We start from the raw sequence: 15,722 nt of genomic DNA on the forward strand, positions 1-15,722 counted from the left end.
AATATGCATCTGCTGAAGAACATCACCGTCGCCTGCCTGCTGGCCGGCGCCGGCCACGCCATCGCGGCACAGAACGTCACGATCGGCGTCGCCATCCCTACCGCCACGCACGGTTTCACGGGCGGCATCGTGTGGTGGGCCAACCAGGCCAAGAAGGAACTGGAAGCGGCCAACCCGAACCTGAAGGTGATCGTCAAGACGGCCGGCAGCACGCCGGAACAGGCCAACCAGGTGCAGGACCTGCTGGTGGTGAACAAGATGAACGCGCTGGTGATCCTGCCGCTGGAATCGGCCTCGCTCACCCAGCCCGTGGCGCAGGTGAAGAACAAGGGCGTGTACGTGACGGTCGTCGACCGCGGGCTCACCAGCCCCAACGCGCAGAACGCCTACGTAGCCGGCGACAACACGGCCTTCGGCCGCCTGCCGGCCGAGTACCTGGCGAAAAAACTGAACGGCAAGGGCAATATCGTGGTGCTGCGCGGCATGCCGAGCACGATCGACAACGAGCGCGTAAATGCCTTCAATGCCGAGATCAAGAAACACCCCGGCATCAAGGTGCTCGATGCGAAATACGGCAACTGGAACCGCGACGATGCCTTCAAGGTCATGCAGGACTACCTGACACGATTCAAGGGGATCGACGCCGTGTGGGCGGCCGACGACGACATGGCCATCGGCGCGCTGAAGGCGATCGAGCAGGCAAAACGGACCGACATCAAGGAAGTGTTCGGCGGCGCCGGCGCCAAGTTCGCCGTCAAGAAAGTGATCGACGGCGACAAGCTGGTGCAGGCCAATGTGTCGTATTCGCCGAAGTTCATCTACGACGCCATCAAGATGACGGCCACCGCCCGGCTGAAGGGCGAAGCGCTGCCGGCCAAGACGATCATTCCCTCGGTGCTCATCACGAAAGAGAACGCCAGCCAGTTCTACTACCCGAACTCTCCCTATTAAGAGGACCAGCATGAAGACCATCAAGGGACCGGCGATCTTCCTGGCCCAGTTCATGGGCAGCGAAGCGCCGTTCGACACGCTGGCCGGCCTGGCCGGCTGGGCGAAAAGCCTGGGCTACGAAGCCGTGCAGCTGCCGACCGACCCGCGCCTGATCGACCTGGACAAGGCCGCCGACAGCCAGACGTATTGCGACGAGATCACCGGCGTGCTAGCCGAGCACGGTTTGAAGATCACGGAGCTGTCCACCCACCTGCAAGGCCAGCTGGTGGCCGTGCACCCGGCGTATGACCAGTTGTTCGACGGTTTCGCCGCGCCGCACGTGCGCGGCAATGCGCAGGCACGGCAGGAATGGGCCGTCGGCCAGGTGAAGGCGGCCGCGCAGGCGTCGCGCCGCTTGGGCTTGAATACACACGCGAGCTTTTCCGGCGCGCTGGCCTGGCCCTACCTGTACCCGTGGCCGCAGCGCCCGGCCGGCCTCGTCGAGGAAGCGTTCGGCGAGCTGGCGAAGCGCTGGAAGCCGATCCTCGACGTGTTCGACGATGCCGGCGTGGACGTGTGCTACGAGCTCCACCCTGGCGAAGACCTGCACGACGGCGTGACCTTCGAGCGCTTCCTGGCCGCCGTGGGCAACCACCCGCGCGCCAACATCCTGTACGACCCTAGCCATTTCATGCTCCAGCAGCTCGACTATCTGGCCTTCATCGACATCTATCATGAGCGCATCAAGGCATTCCACGTGAAGGATGCCGAGTTCCGGCCCGACGGGCGGCAAGGCGTGTACGGCGGCTACAACGGCTGGGTGGAACGGGCCGGCCGCTTCCGCTCGCTCGGTGACGGGCAGATCGATTTCACGTCGATCTTCTCCAAGCTGGCGCAGTACGACTACGCCGGCTGGGCCGTGCTCGAGTGGGAGTGCTGCCTGAAGCACCCGGAGGATGGCGCGCGCGAAGGCGCCGAGTTCATCCGCCGCCATATCATCCGCGTGGCCGAACGGGCCTTCGACGATTTCGCCGGCAGCGGCGCCGATCGCGGCGCGCTGCGCAACCTGATGGGGATTGGAGCATGACGAACACGGTACCTCGCAAACTTCGCCTGGGCATGGTGGGTGGCGGCGATGGCGCCTTCATCGGCGCCGTGCACCGCATCGCGGCCCGGCTGGACGACTGCTATGAAGTGGTGGCCGGCGCGTTGTCCAGCAATCGGGAACGCGCGCTGGCCAGCGGCGCGGCGATCCGCCTCGACCCGGCGCGCTGCTACACCGATTTCCGCGAAATGGCGCGCGCCGAGGCGGCGCGCGACGACGGTATCGATGCCGTCGCCATCGTCACGCCGAACCACCTGCACGCGCCGGTGGCCACCGACTTCCTCGAAGCGGGCATCCACGTGATCTGCGACAAGCCGCTGGGCATCTCGACCGCCGAGGGCGAGGCGCTGGCCGCCCTGGCGCGCGAGAAAAACCGCGTCTTCGCCTTGACGCATACGTACACCGGCTACCCGATGGTGCGCCACGCCCGCGAACTGGTTGCCTCCGGCGCGATCGGCGATGTTCGGCTGATCCAGGTGGAGTACGCGCAGGACTGGATGGCCGAGGCGGGCCCGCAGAGCGAGCAATTCCAGCGCACCAACTGGCACAACGACCCGGAGCGCGCCGGCCCCACCGGCTGCACCAGCGATATCGGCACGCACGCGTTCCATCTCGCCGGTTTCGTCAGCGGCATCCAGCCCAATGAACTGCTGGCCGAGCTGCACGCGTTCACGCCGAACCGCGTGCTGGACGACCACGTGCAGGTAATGCTGCGCTACCCGAACGGCGCGCGCGGCATGCTGTGGTCGAGCCAGATGGCGACCGGCTGCGAGAATGCGCTGAAGCTGCGCGTGTTCGGCACGAAGGCCGCCCTGGCATTCGACCAGGAAAACCCGAACGAGCTTTGGCTCACGCCGCAGGGCGGCAGCGCCCAGCGGCTGACGCGTGGCCGGGTACGGGGCACGGCGGCGGAATATGCGACGCGCATCCCGTCCGGGCACCCGGAGGGCTACCTGGAAGCGTTCGCGCAGTTGTACCGCGATGCCGCGGCGCGCATCCACGCGGTGAACGCCGGCCGGCCGCTGCCGGCCGAGACCACGGCCCTGCCGACCGTGGAAGATGGCGTGGCCGGCATGCGCTTCATCGATGCGGTGCTGGCAAGCCACAAGGCGGGATCGCGCTGGACCGGGCTGGCCGGCTGATGGAGCGGGTCGGGCGGATCGGGTAAGCTTGCCGTTTTCGCCGAACAGGAGAAGACACGATGCACGGCCCCGATCCCGCCAACCCGTTCCCGATGCCGGGCTTTCCGCAAGTCTGCTACCTGAAGAACGTGATCGACGACCCGCACATCGAGATCGGCGACTACACGTACTACGACGACCCGGACGGCCCCGAGCAGTTCAAGCGCAATGTGCTGTACCACTACCCTTTCGTTGGCGACAAGCTAAGGATCGGCAAGTTCTGTGCGCTAGCGCGGGGCGTGCGGTTCATCATGAACGGCGCCAACCACCAGATGAACGGCATCTCCACCTATCCTTTCTTCATCTTCGCCAATGGCTGGGAATCGGCAATGCCGGCACCGGGCGACCTGCCGTACAAGGGCGACACCGTGATCGGCAACGATGTGTGGATCGGCTACGATGCGCTGATCATGCCCGGGGTGAGGATCGGCGACGGCGCCATCGTGGCAGCCCGCTCCGTCGTGACGTCGGATGTGCCGCCGTACGCAATCGTCGGCGGCAATCCGGCACGCGTGGTCCGCGAGCGCTTCGATGCCGCCACCGTGCGCAGGCTTGCCGCCATCGCGTGGTGGGACCGGCCGGCGGACTGGGTCACCGCGCACCTCGGCCTGATCCGGGGCGGCGATGTCGACGCGCTGGAGCGCGCCGCCGGCTGACCTCGCGCATTTCTTCCGGGACGAGCGGTGCCGTCCCGGTCCCCTTTCTCCCGCCGCCCCCCTCCGCTTTCGCCGTCGCCATATTGTCCTGTTACAAGCTTTGCATTGACAATTAAATGCGAATCGTTATCATTCATGTTCTCTTTACACTGGGCCCTGCCTGCGCCCCGCACGGCGGGCCTTGATCACCGATTGGACAACAACATGAAGAAGAACACCCGCCCCGCCGCCGGGCGCACCCCGGGGCGCAAGCTGGCGATCGCCGCCGGCCTGGCCATGCCGCTGGCCGCCCTGGCCCAGCCCGCCGAGGAACCGCAAGCCGTGATGCAGACGGTCGAGGTGCAGGCGCAGCGCGAAACCGACGCCGGCTACACGACCCGCGTCACCGGCACGGCCACGCCGCTGAACATGTCGATCCGCGAAACCCCGCAAGCCGTTTCCGTGATCACCCGCGAGCGCATTCAAGACCAGGGCCTGGCCACGATCACGGACGTGGTGAACAACGCCACCGGCGTCTCGGTCAACCAGTATGAAACCCACCGGGCGGGCTTCACGGCGCGCGGCTTCGACATCACGAACCTGCAGATCGATGGCATTCCGACCACCTGGGAACAGTCGTGGAGCGCCGGCGAAACGCTGGGCAGCCTTGCCTTGTACGAGCGCGTGGAAATCGTGCGCGGCGCCACCGGCCTGATGACGGGTGCCGGCAATCCATCGGCTGCGATCAACCTGATCCGCAAGCGCGCCACCAGCAAGGAACTCACCGGCACGGCGGAGCTGGAGATCGGCCGCTGGAACGAGCGCCGCGCCATGGTGGACGTGTCGACGGGACTGAACGCCTCGGGCAGCGTGCGCGCCCGTGTGGTCGGCGAATACCGCAAGGCCGACAGCTGGGTGGACTACCTGAAGAACAAGGACAAGACGTTGTACGCCACCGTGGAGGCCGACCTGGCGCCCGGCACGCTGCTGTCGGCGGGCATCAGCCGCCAGGAAACCGATCCGAAAGGGTCGATGTGGGGCGGCCTGCCGTTCTACTATACCGATGGCACGCGCACCGACTGGGATGTGTCGAAGACCACCGCAGCCGACTGGACGACGTGGAGCAGCAGCTACAACAACGCCTTCATCAACCTCGAGCACCAGTTCGCCAATGGCTGGACGGTGCGCGGCTCGTATAGCAGCGGCGACCGCCGTGGCGACACTTACCTGCTGTATTTGTGGGGCACGCCGAACCGCGCAACCGGTCTTGGCATGAATGATTTTTCCGGTTCATACAACACCCGCGTGAAGCAGGACGACCTCAGCCTGCACGCCAGCGGCTCGTTCGCGCTCGGCGGCCGCCAGCACGAAGCGGCGTTCGGCTACCTGCACTCCAAGCAGGTATTCAGGTCCGACAACCGCGCGGCGAACTTCGGCGGTGTGAGCTCCGCCGTGGGTGACTTCAACAACTTCAATCCCGGCGCCTATCCGGAGCCGAGCTGGGGTCCACGCACCTGGTATGAAAACAACGAAACGAAGCAGGAAGGCTTGTATGGCGTGATGCGCTTCTCGCTGGCCGATCCACTGAAGGTGATCGTTGGCGCACGTGTCAGCAACTACGAGAAAGTTGGCGACAGTGTCGGAGACGCTCCCTACGCGATCAAGGTCGACCGCGAGGTGACGCCCTACGCCGGCATCGTGTACGACATCGACCGCAACTGGTCGGCCTACGCCAGCTACACCGACATCTTCCAGCCGCAGAACCTGAAGGATGTCAACGGCAACCTGCTGGACCCGATCGTCGGCAAGAGCTACGAAGCGGGCATCAAGGGCGCCTTCCTGGACAATCGCCTGAACGCACAATTCTCGGTGTTCCGCATCCAGCAGGACAAGCTGGGCGTGGAAGCGGGCACGCGCGGCACCGCCGCCCTGCCCCAGCCCTACTACCGCGCCGCGGAAGGCGCGGAAAGCAAGGGGTTCGAGGCTGAACTGTCCGGCGAGCTTGCACGCGGTTGGAATGCCACCGCGGGATTTGCCTGGTTCAAGGCCGAAGAAGCCAACGGCAAGGAGTTCAACAGCATCTACCCGCGCAAGACGCTTCGCGTGTTCACCACGTATCGCTTCCCGGCCGCGTGGAGCAAGCTGACGGTGGGCGGCGGCGCCAACTGGGAAGGCAGCACGTGGACGGCCGATCCGACCGCTCCCGCCAACACGAACGGCCGGATCGAGCAGGATTCCTTCGCCCTCGTCAACCTGATGGCCCGCTACGACATCAACGACCGCCTGTCGGCCCAGCTGAACATCGACAACGCCTTCGACAAGAAGCATTACGCCATGTTTGCCGCCTTCAACGCCATCACCTACCAGGCGCCGCGCAGCGTGTCGGCCGTGCTGCGGTACCGGTTCTGATCCAGCTGCCAGCGCGCCTGGTGTCGGACATGATTTTCGGGAGCCGTTTGCCCGAAAATCGTGTGCGACACCGGTGTTCTCATGCACCTGCCGCGACCTGCGAGGAATACCGGTCGCAACCTCCGAGGAAAACCGGTGTCGCACACTTTTCCCGGGAAACCCGCCCGGCAAAAATGTTCGACACCAGCATGCGCCGCAGCCACCAGCGCGCGCCGCGGACTCTGTAAAAAAAAACGCGTCGCCGGCAAGCCGGCAACGCGCCAAATCCCCCAACGACAAAAAACCTTACAGCTTCCAGCGCATCGACAGGCCAATCACCCGGTCATAACGCCGGATATCGCGCGGATTGCTGGCGATGCCGTGGTAGTCGTGGTACTTGCGGTCATTCAGGTTTTCCACGTCCAGCGTGATACCGACCTTGTCGTTCACCTTGTAGGTGATCGACGCGTCGGCGGTCTTGATCGGATCGACGATCAGGTCGAAGCCCAGGCCGCGGTAGTTGTACGTGTCGACGAACTTCGAGCGCCAGTTGTAGGCGAGGCGGCCGGACCACGGGCCGCGCTCGTACAGTGCCACGATGTTGTAGGCGTTCTTGGACATGTTCACGAACGGGCTTTGCACGCCGCGGTCTTCCAGGTGCCCTTCCATGTACGTGTAGTTCGCCTCCAGCCCGAACCCGCCCAGCCACCCGGGCAGGAAGTCGTAGAACTGTCGGTAGGACAGTTCGATGCCCTTCAGCCTGCCCCCTTCCATATTGCGCGGCCGTTCCACTAGATAGCGCACACCATTCACCGATTCGAAGTCCTGGCGGCGGATCACGTAGTTCTTGAAATCGTGGTTGAACACGGTGGCCGTCACGCTGCCAGTCGGGGCGAAATACCATTCGGCCGCCACGTCGACATTGGTGCCTTCGATTGGCTTCAGGTCCGGGTTGCCGCCGTTGCCGTTCGGGTCCACCGTGCCGCCGCCGCCCGCGTTGTACGTGGTGCCCGGGTTGAAGTCGGCGAAGGCCGGACGCTGGATCGCCTTGCCGGCGTTCAGGCGCAGGATGACTTCGTCCGTGGCGTGGGCCTTCAAGGTCAGGTTCGGCAGCGCGTCGGTGCTGGTGGTCTTCTTGTTGACGGCCACCGGGTTCAGCACGCCGTTCGTCCAGATGCCGTTGAAGCCGTTCACGTCCAGCTCCGTGCGCACCACGCGCACGCCGGCCGTGCCTTCGACGGGCATGCCGGCGACGGTGAAGCCGAACTTCGTCTTGGCGTAGACGGCGCTGGTGTCTTCCTGGTTCGTGTACAGCGAATACGGGTCGGGCGCGCCCTTGCCGGCAGGGCGGCCGTACAGTTGGCGCAACTGGTCGATGTTCGAGTGCATGAAGCTGGCGCACGGCGTGATCCAGCTGGCCAGGCCGTAGTCGTTCGCCATCTCCATCGACTGGCAGGCGAAGCCCTGCAGCGAAGTCGGCGAAGGCAGTCCCGCCGGAGCGCCGATCTGGCCATTGCTCTCGTGCTGGTACTGCGCCTTGCGCTCGGCCAGGCGCACGCCGAAGCTGATCTCCTTCAGGAAGCCGTCCGTGCCGGGATTCCAGGTGGCATCCACGCGCCAGTCGTTCGACTGGCCGCGCGCATTGCTCCAGTTGTCGAAGAGTGTGTGCAGGCGATAGTTCGCCGCATTCGCCATGTCGTAGCCCGGATACGTGAAGTAGCCGCCGCCGTTGCGGTAGGTCTCGCCGGACACGGTTGGCGGCGATGTCAGCAGGTCGAGAATCGGGTAGTCCTGCTTCCACTTGCTGTTCGTGCGTGCCAGCTCGGTAGTGATGGTCCAGTCGTCGTTCACTTTCCAGCGTGCGCCGATGGCGCCCTGGTGGGTTTCCGAATCGTCGTTCGGCGCCTGCGTGGAGGACAGCGTGAAAGGATTGGAATTCGGGCTCGTCACGGTGGCCACCTGATTGGTACCCGGGATCAGCGTGTATTGCGAAGTCGGGCCCCAGCCCTGGTTGGCCACGAAGAACTGGCGCTGGGCATCGTGGTCGATGCGGGTAGACCAGCCTTCGGCGAACATCTCGAGGGCGCGGTTCGGGCGCCACTGGAAGGCCCAGTTGGCGGCCGTGCGCTCGCGCTTGCCCTGGTACAGCACGTGGCCCAGGTCGAACGGGCCGGTCACCGGCGAACCGGCGCCCAGCACCGCGGCCGGCGGCGAATTCCACGTCACCTCGTCGTGATAGTTCCCCTTCTGGTAGGACAGGCCCAGCAGCGCGCCGAACTCGCCGAACTCGCCTTTCCAGCGGTTGCTGATCGTGCCGGATGCCTGCGGGTCGTTGGTCTTGGACTTGTCGCGGTTTTCCACGCGTGCCTGCACGTTGGCGTTGAAACCGGCGAAGTCGAAGGGCCGCGCGGTGCGCACGTCGATCACGCCGGCCGTGCCGCCCTCCACCATCTCGGCGCCCTGCGTCTTGTACACGTCCACGCGCTGCAGCATCGTGGTCGGGATATCGGCCAGGTACAGGCTGCGATCGCGCGAGGTGTAGACTTCGCGGCCGTTCAGCAGCGTGACGAGCCCCGTCAGGCCGCGAATGACCACGTTCGATGCCTCGCCATACTCGCGGCGGATCTGCACGCCCGACACGCGGCCAAGGATCTCGGCCACGTTCTTGTCGGGGAACTTGCCGGCTTCCTCGGCGACGATCGAGTCGACCACCTCGTCGGAATTGCGCTTGATGGCCTGCGCGCTCTGGGCCGCGCGGCGCACGCCGGTCACGACCACCGTGGTGGCGTTGGCGGCCTGCTGTTCGGCCGCCACCTGCGCGTCCTGCGCCCATACCGACGCACCGGACAGGATGCCCGCGCCGGCCAGCACGGCAACCGACATCTTCATTTTCATTGGGCGAACGGATGGGCGAACCGAAGCGGTTTCAGTTGATTTCATGCTGCGTCTCCAGTTGTCTGTCATTTTTTTGTTCGTCGCCTTTGGCAACGATTTTGTGATGCTGCGAACCCATATTAGCTTCGGGAAATTACGCATCCAATCAAATTTTTCCCGTTTTCGATATCAAAATCGACATCAGCATCCGCATCGTTTGCTTCCGCCTGAGGGGCCCTGCAGGGTCTGCGGCGTTAGCGCATATCAAATGGTCAACCCTGCAGTTTCCGGGGTGTTTCGGCCGAGTAGTCACGCGGCGCGCCTGCAAACGATGCCAGCATTGGTTGCGCAATCACATCGCTATGCCTGCCTTGTTTTAACCGCCGAGCAGCGCACGTCACTAGCGATTGAGTAGTCATTCGCGTCTCGATTTCGCCACAATTTATCGCGCCGTCGACGGTGACCAAGGCGGTCATGGTGCAGGCCGCCATCGCCATCGCCGACCAGGTCGGCACATGCCGCGCCGAACGCCTGCTGCGCCGCGAAGCGCTGCCCGAGGCGGTGATCGCGCGGGTGCTGGCCGGCGAGGCGCAGCGGCGCAGGAATCTCCGCAATGCCTCGCCCGCCAAGGAAAACACGCCTGCGCCGAAGATTAACGATAATTAATGATTCAGACATCCTCCGTTTAGCCGCCGCCGGGCATAGTGCAGGCTTCGAGGATCCATCGTTAATTTGTCACCTGGACCGTTATGCCATTTCCATCCCTGCTGCGCCCCGCCGGCCTGGTTGCCACGGGCGCGCTTGTTACGTCCATTACGTTCGTCGCGGCCGCCCTGTCCGGCTGCGGCGCCGACTCGCCGCCCAAGAAGGCGTCCGCCGCGCCCGTCGTTTCCACCGTCACCGTCGAGCGCAGCAGCGTGCCGCTCGCGCTCGAACTGCCCGGCCGCACCGCGCCGTTCCTTCTGGCCGAGGTGCGCGCGCGGGTCGACGGCATCGTGCAGGATCGCCGCTTCGTCGAGGGCGCGGATGTGCGCAAGGGCGATCCGCTGTACCTGATCGATCCAGCCCCGTACCGCGCGGAACTGGCGAGCGCCCAGGCCACGCTGCAGCGCGCCAAGGCGAACGTGGTCAGTACCACCGCTCAACTGGAGCGCTACAAGGTGCTGGTGGGCGGCAATGCCGTCAGCAAGCAGGCGTTCGACAATGCCCAGGCGGCGCAATTGCAGGCGGCCGCCGACGTGGCCGCCGCCGAGGCGGCCGTGACCACGGCCCGCATCAACCTGGGCTATACCAGCGTCACGGCGCCGATCAGCGGGCGCAGCAGCGTATCGCAGGTCACGCAGGGCGCCTACGTGCAGGGCGGCTCGGCCACGCTGCTGACGACGATCCAGCAGCTCGATCCCATGTACGTGGACTTGCAGCAGTCGAGCGCCGAAGGCCTGGCGCTGCGGCGCGACATCGCCAACGGCAGCCTGAAGCTGGAAGGGACCGGCAAGGCCCGGGTGCGCCTGAAGCTGGAAGACGGCAGCACCTACGAACACCCCGGCGTGCTGGAGTACAGCGGCGTCACGGTGGACCGGGACACGGGCTCGGTGACCCTTCGGGCCCGCTTCCCGAACCCGGACAAGCTGCTGCTGCCCGGCATGTTCGTGCGCGCCAGCGTGGACCAGGGGGTGCGGCAGGGCGTGGTGCGCGTGCCCGCGCCGGCCGTGACGCGCACCCCGCAGGGCGAGGCGACCGTGATGCTGGTCGGCGCCGACAACAGGACGCAGGTGCGCACCGTGCAGGCGAGTTCCCTGGTCGACGGCCACTGGCTCGTGGAGCATGGCCTGAAGGATGGCGAACGGCTGATCGTGAGCGGGGTGCAGAAGCTGAAACCGGGCATCGTCGTCATGCCGCGCACCGTGCCGGCCTCGAGCATGGCCGCGGCACCCGCGGCCACCAGCCCCGCTCCAGCGCGCTGAGGTGACGACGCATGGCTAAATTCTTCATCCAGCGGCCGATCTTCGCGATCGTGATTTCGCTGCTGATCATGCTGGTGGGCGGCATCGCGCTGTACAAGATGCCGGTCGAGCAGTATCCGCCCGTCTCGCCGCCCGCGGTGCAGATCCAGGCCACCTTCCCCGGCGCCTCGGCCGAGACGATGGCCAACACCGTGGTGCAGGTGATCGAGCAGCAGATGACGGCGATCGACAACCTGCTGTACATGACCTCGACCACCGACGACACGGGCCAGTCCACTACCACCCTCACGTTCGCGCCCGGCACCGATCCGGACATCGCCCAGGTGCAGGTGCAGAACAAGCTGCGCTCGGCCGAACCGCGCCTGCCCAGCGAGGTGCAGCAGTCGGGCCTGCGCGTGACGAAATCGACGAGCGACTTCCTGATGGTGGCCGCCTTCGTTTCCGAAGACAACAGCATGACCAAGTTCGATATCGCCAACTACGTGGCCTCGAACATCCAGGACCCGCTGTCGCGCATTCCCGGCGTGGGCAGCATGAACGTGTTCGGCACGCAGTACGCGATGCGCATCTGGCTCGATCCCGTCAAGTTGACGAGCTACGCGCTTACGCCGCTGGACGTGAACCGCGCGATCCAGGCCCAGAACGTGCAGATTTCCGGCGGCCAGCTGGGCGGCTCGCCCGCGGTGGCCGGCCAGACGCTGTCCGCCACGATCAACCAGGCCAGCCTGCTGCGCACGCCCGAGGAATTCCGCCGCATCCTGCTGAAGGTGCAGCCGGATGGTTCGGCGGTGCGTATCGGCGACGTGGCGCGCGTGGCCCTGGGGCCGGAGAACTACAACGTGGACGTGCGCTACAGCGGCAAGCCCGCTTCGGGCATCGGCATCCAGCTGGGTCCCAACGCGAATGCGCTGACGACGGCCGACGCCGTACGCGCGCGTCTTGCCGAGCTCTCGGAATTCTTCCCGCACGGCCTGAAGGTCGTGTACCCGAACGACGTGACGCCGTTCATCGAAGTGTCGATCCATGAAGTGGTGGTGACGCTGTTCGAGGGCATCGCGCTGGTGTTCCTCGTGATGTACCTGTTCCTGCAGAATTTGCGCGCCACGCTGATCCCGTCGATCACCGTGCCGGTCGTGCTGCTCGGTACCTTCGGCATCATGTCGGCGCTGGGCTTCACCGTGAACACGCTGTCGATGTTCGGCCTCGTGCTGGCCATCGGCCTGCTGGTCGACGATGCAATCGTGGTCGTCGAGAATGTCGAGCGCGTGATGCACGAGGAAGGCCTGGAGCCGTATGAAGCCACGGAAAAGGCGATGAGCCAGATCACCAGCGCGCTGGTGGGCGTGGCTCTCGTGATCTCGGCGGTGTTCGTGCCGGTGGCCTTCTCCAGCGGCACCGTGGGCGCGATCTACCGCGAATTCTCGCTCACCGTCGTGGCCTCCATGCTGCTGTCCGTATTCATCGCGCTGACGCTCACCCCCGCGCTGTGCGCCACGCTGCTCAAGCGCCCGGACCCGGATCACTACGAGAAAGGCGGCTTCTTCGGCTGGTTCAACCGCGGCTTCGATGCGAGCCGCGACCGCTACCTGGGCGGCGTTGCCGCCGTCGTGCGCCGGCGCTGGCTGTGGATGGCGCTGTACGCCGTGCTGATCGGCGCGGTCGCCTTCCTGTTCCTGCGCCTGCCCGGCGGCTTCCTGCCGAAGGAAGACCAAGGTTATATGTTCGTGCAGGTGCAGACCCAGCCGGGCAACACGCTGGAAACCACCGGCAAGGTGCTGGAGGAAATCAACCAGTACCTGCTGAACGAGGAAAAGGCGATGGTCGATTCCACCTTCGCCACCATCGGCGCCAGCCAGCCGAACCGGGGCCAGAACCAGGGCCGCCTGTTCGTGCGGCTCAAGCCCTGGGACGAGCGCACGGCCGACGACCTTTCGGTGGGCGCCCTCTCCGCGCGCATCTCGGCGCGCTACGGCGATTACCAGGGCGCCCAGGTGACGGCAGTGGAGCCGCCGCCGATCCGCGGCCTGGGTTCGGCCACCGGGTTTTCGCTGCAGATGCAGGACCGCGGCGGCCTCGGCCACGAGGCGCTGGCCAAGGCCCGCGACCAGCTGCTGGAGCTGGCGAAGAACGAGCCGGCGCTGGCCCGCGTGCGCTTCTCCGGCCAGGCCGACAACGCGACGTACAAGATCGACATCGACCGCGAAAAGGCCGCGGCACTGGGCGTTTCGCTGACGGACGTGGACCAGACCTTCTCCACGGCCTGGGGCTCGCGCTACATCAACAACTTCCTCGATACCGACAACCGCATCAAGCGCGTGTACGTGATGGCCGATGCGCAGTACCGCATGAACCCGGAAGATATCCGCTACCTGCACGTGCGCAACGCGGCCGGCACCATGGTGCCCTTCTCCGCCTTCGCCAGCGCGCGCTGGACCTGGGGCGCGCCGGCCGTGCAGCGCTACAACGGCATCGCCTCGGCCGAGATCCTCGGCCAGCCGGCGCCCGGCCACAGCACGGGCGAGGCGATGAAGATCATGGAACGCCTGATGGGAGAACTGCCGGAGGGGATCGGCTACGAATGGAGCGGCATCTCGCTGCAGGAATCGCAGGCCGGCGCGCAGGCACCGCTGCTGTACGGCTTGTCGATCCTCGTCGTGTTCCTGTGCCTTGCGGCGCTGTATGAAAGCTGGGCGATCCCCATCTCGGTCATCATGGTGGTGCCGATCGGCGTGCTGGGCGCGCTCGGCGCGGCCACGCTGTTCGGGCTGGAAAACGATGTGTTCTTCCAGGTCGGCCTGCTGACGACCATCGGCCTGTCGGCCAAGAACGCGATCCTGATCGTGGAATTCGCCCGCGAACTGCAGATGGAAGGAAAAGGCGTGATGGAAGCGGCGATGGAAGCGGCCAAGCTGCGCCTGCGGCCAATCCTGATGACGTCGATGGCCTTCATGCTCGGCGTGCTGCCGCTGGCGCTCGCCAGCGGCGCCGGCGCCGGCAGCCAGAACGCGCTGGGCATCGGCGTGATCGGCGGCATGCTCACGGCCACCTTCCTGGCCACCTTCATGATCCCGCTGTTCTTCGTGCTCATCGCCGGCAAGTTCAGGGAAAGGCGGCGCACGCACCAACCGGCCGTGACCGCGACCATCGGCCAGGAGGTGAATTGATGATCCGCATGACGAAACTGACGTGCATCGCCGTCACCGCCGCGCTTGCCTCCGGCTGCGCACTGCAACCGGCCTACGAGCGGCCCGCCGACGCGGCACCCGCCGCCTACCCGACGGGACCGGCCTATGCTTCGGCCAACACGGCCAACACGACGGCTGCCGCCGACACGGGCTGGCGCGATTTCCTCGTCGATGAACGCCTGCGCCAGCTGGTGGGCATCGCGCTGGCCAACAACCAGGACTTGCAAATTGCCCTGGTGCGCGTCGGCCAGGCGCGCACGCAGCTGCAATTGCAGCGCAGCGCCGCCCTGCCCCAGGTGGACGTGGAAGCTTCCGGCACCCGCGGCAAGAGCGCAACCACGGGCAACGCGACCCACGGCAATTTCGCCGGCCTGGGTGCGGCGTGGGAAGTCGACCTGTTCGGCCGGCTGCAAAGCCTCACCGATGCGGCGCGCGAACAGTACCTGGCCACGGCCTACGGCCGGCAAGCCGCGCACATCCTGCTCGTGGCGCAGGTGGCCGAGCAATACCTGGCCATGCTGGCCTACGAGGAACAGCTGGCCGTGACCGGCGAAACGCTGGCGACGGCGCGCGAGTCGTACCGCATCGTCAAGCTGCAATTCGATACCGGCACCGTCTCGGAGCTCGATGAGACGCTGGCGCGCGGCACGGTGGAACAGGCGCTCGCGAACCACGCGGCGCAGCAGCGGCTGCGCGCCCAGGCGGAAAACGCGCTGGTGCAGTTGCTGGGCCAGCCGCTGCCGCCGGCCAGCGGCCCCGCGACGCCGCTGGACCGGCTGCCGCTGCTGGCCGACGTGCCGGCCGGCCTGCCCTCCGACCTGCTGCTGCGCCGGCCGGACGTGCTGCAAGCCGAGGCGCTGCTGCGCGCCGGGTACGCGAACATTGGCGCGGCGCGCGCGGCGTTCTTCCCGTCCATCCAACTGACGGCCAGCGCGGGCACCGCCAGCGCCGCCTTGAGCAGGCTGTTCGACGCGGGCACCGGCGTATGGTCGTTCGCGCCCAGCCTGGTGCTGCCTCTGTTCGACGGCGGCGCGCGGCAGGCGAACCTGGAAAATGCCCGCCTCGCGCGCGACATCGGCGTGGCCCAGTACCGGCAGTCGGTACAGGTCGCGTTCCGCGAAGTGGCGGACGGCCTGGCGGCGCGCGGCACCTACGGCACCGAGCTAGAAGCCCGCCGCCGCGACGTGGCCGCCCAGCAGCGCCGGCTGGAACTGGCCGAGCTGCTGTATTCGAGCGGCACCGGCGACTACCTCGGCGTGCTGACGGCGAAGACGGACCTGTACAATGCGCGCATTGCGCTGATCGCCGCGCGGCAGAACCAGCTCGCGGCCCTCGTGGGCCTGTACCGCGCACTGGGCGGCGGGTGGCTCGAACGCACCGGCGAGACGCCGGCGCGGGCGGATGCCGGCGTAGTCATTCCCGCCAGCTGAGACATCCACCGAAAACCGGTGTCGCACACC

At 66.2% G+C, this 15,722-nt stretch carries 10 protein-coding genes; 9 read left to right on the plus strand and 1 reads right to left on the minus strand.

Annotated features, from left to right (window positions below; translation table 11 throughout):
• The first annotated feature begins 3 nt into the window (after positions 1-3).
• From V6Z91_RS25345 to V6Z91_RS25365, 5 genes are all read left to right on the plus strand, one after another.
• Complete coding sequence (locus tag V6Z91_RS25345) at positions 4-951, plus strand: substrate-binding domain-containing protein (RefSeq protein WP_338762794.1); 948 nt, start codon at positions 4-6, stop codon at positions 949-951.
• Between the two features lie 10 nt (positions 952-961).
• Complete coding sequence (locus V6Z91_RS25350; RefSeq protein WP_338762796.1) at positions 962-2,017, plus strand: sugar phosphate isomerase/epimerase; 1,056 nt, start codon at positions 962-964, stop codon at positions 2,015-2,017.
• Positions 2,014-3,177 carry a Gfo/Idh/MocA family oxidoreductase gene (locus V6Z91_RS25355; protein WP_338762798.1) on the plus strand — a complete coding sequence of 388 codons (1,164 nt, stop codon included), beginning with the start codon at positions 2,014-2,016 and terminating at the stop codon, positions 3,175-3,177. The genes V6Z91_RS25350 and V6Z91_RS25355 overlap by 4 nt, the downstream gene beginning before the upstream one ends.
• A 59-nt stretch (positions 3,178-3,236) precedes the next feature.
• A complete protein-coding gene (locus tag V6Z91_RS25360; protein WP_338762800.1) occupies positions 3,237-3,872 on the plus strand; it encodes a CatB-related O-acetyltransferase in 636 nt (211 codons plus the stop codon).
• Between the two features lie 204 nt (positions 3,873-4,076).
• A complete protein-coding gene (locus V6Z91_RS25365; RefSeq protein ID WP_338762802.1) occupies positions 4,077-6,260 on the plus strand; it encodes a TonB-dependent siderophore receptor in 2,184 nt (727 codons plus the stop codon).
• Positions 6,261-6,545: 285 nt separating this feature from the next.
• Here V6Z91_RS25365 and V6Z91_RS25370 read toward each other — a convergent pair whose 3' ends face one another.
• A complete protein-coding gene (locus tag V6Z91_RS25370) occupies positions 6,546-9,134 on the minus strand; it encodes a TonB-dependent receptor (protein WP_338762804.1) in 2,589 nt (862 codons plus the stop codon).
• A gap of 438 nt (positions 9,135-9,572) precedes the next feature.
• Here V6Z91_RS25370 and V6Z91_RS25375 point away from each other — a divergent pair, with 438 nt between their 5' ends.
• The 4 genes from V6Z91_RS25375 (at position 9,573) to V6Z91_RS25390 (ending at position 15,692) form a co-directional block, all read left to right on the plus strand.
• Positions 9,573-9,779 (plus strand): hypothetical protein, encoded by a 207-nt coding sequence (locus tag V6Z91_RS25375; protein WP_338762806.1) that lies wholly within the window; start codon positions 9,573-9,575, stop codon positions 9,777-9,779.
• A gap of 83 nt (positions 9,780-9,862) precedes the next feature.
• Positions 9,863-11,077 carry an efflux RND transporter periplasmic adaptor subunit gene (locus tag V6Z91_RS25380; RefSeq protein ID WP_338762809.1) on the plus strand — a complete coding sequence of 405 codons (1,215 nt, stop codon included), beginning with the start codon at positions 9,863-9,865 and terminating at the stop codon, positions 11,075-11,077.
• 11 nt (positions 11,078-11,088) lie between these two features.
• Positions 11,089-14,241 (plus strand): efflux RND transporter permease subunit, encoded by a 3,153-nt coding sequence (locus V6Z91_RS25385; RefSeq protein ID WP_338762812.1) that lies wholly within the window; start codon positions 11,089-11,091, stop codon positions 14,239-14,241.
• A gap of 8 nt (positions 14,242-14,249) precedes the next feature.
• The gene (locus V6Z91_RS25390) at positions 14,250-15,692 is read left to right on the plus strand and encodes an efflux transporter outer membrane subunit (RefSeq protein ID WP_338762814.1); all 1,443 of its coding nucleotides are present in this window, start codon (positions 14,250-14,252) and stop codon (positions 15,690-15,692) included.
• The last annotated feature ends 30 nt before the right edge of the window (positions 15,693-15,722 follow it).

The organism is Massilia sp. METH4 (assembly GCF_037094685.1).
GTDB lineage: Bacteria > Pseudomonadota > Gammaproteobacteria > Burkholderiales > Burkholderiaceae_D > Rugamonas.

Bases quoted from the DNA above. Each gene is read 5' to 3' on its own strand.
- V6Z91_RS25365 (WP_338762802.1), top strand. From the start codon at position 4,077: ATGAAGAAGAACACCCGCCCCGCCGCCGGGCGCACCCCGGGGCGCAAG.
- V6Z91_RS25390 (WP_338762814.1), top strand. From the start codon at position 14,250: ATGACGAAACTGACGTGCATCGCCGTCACCGCCGCGCTTGCCTCCGGC.
- V6Z91_RS25380 (WP_338762809.1), top strand. From the start codon at position 9,863: ATGCCATTTCCATCCCTGCTGCGCCCCGCCGGCCTGGTTGCCACGGGC.
- V6Z91_RS25385 (WP_338762812.1), top strand. From the start codon at position 11,089: ATGGCTAAATTCTTCATCCAGCGGCCGATCTTCGCGATCGTGATTTCG.
- V6Z91_RS25370 (WP_338762804.1), bottom strand. From the start codon at position 9,134: ATGAAAATGAAGATGTCGGTTGCCGTGCTGGCCGGCGCGGGCATCCTG.
- V6Z91_RS25360 (WP_338762800.1), top strand. From the start codon at position 3,237: ATGCACGGCCCCGATCCCGCCAACCCGTTCCCGATGCCGGGCTTTCCG.
- V6Z91_RS25355 (WP_338762798.1), top strand. From the start codon at position 2,014: ATGACGAACACGGTACCTCGCAAACTTCGCCTGGGCATGGTGGGTGGC.
- V6Z91_RS25345 (WP_338762794.1), top strand. From the start codon at position 4: ATGCATCTGCTGAAGAACATCACCGTCGCCTGCCTGCTGGCCGGCGCC.
- V6Z91_RS25350 (WP_338762796.1), top strand. From the start codon at position 962: ATGAAGACCATCAAGGGACCGGCGATCTTCCTGGCCCAGTTCATGGGC.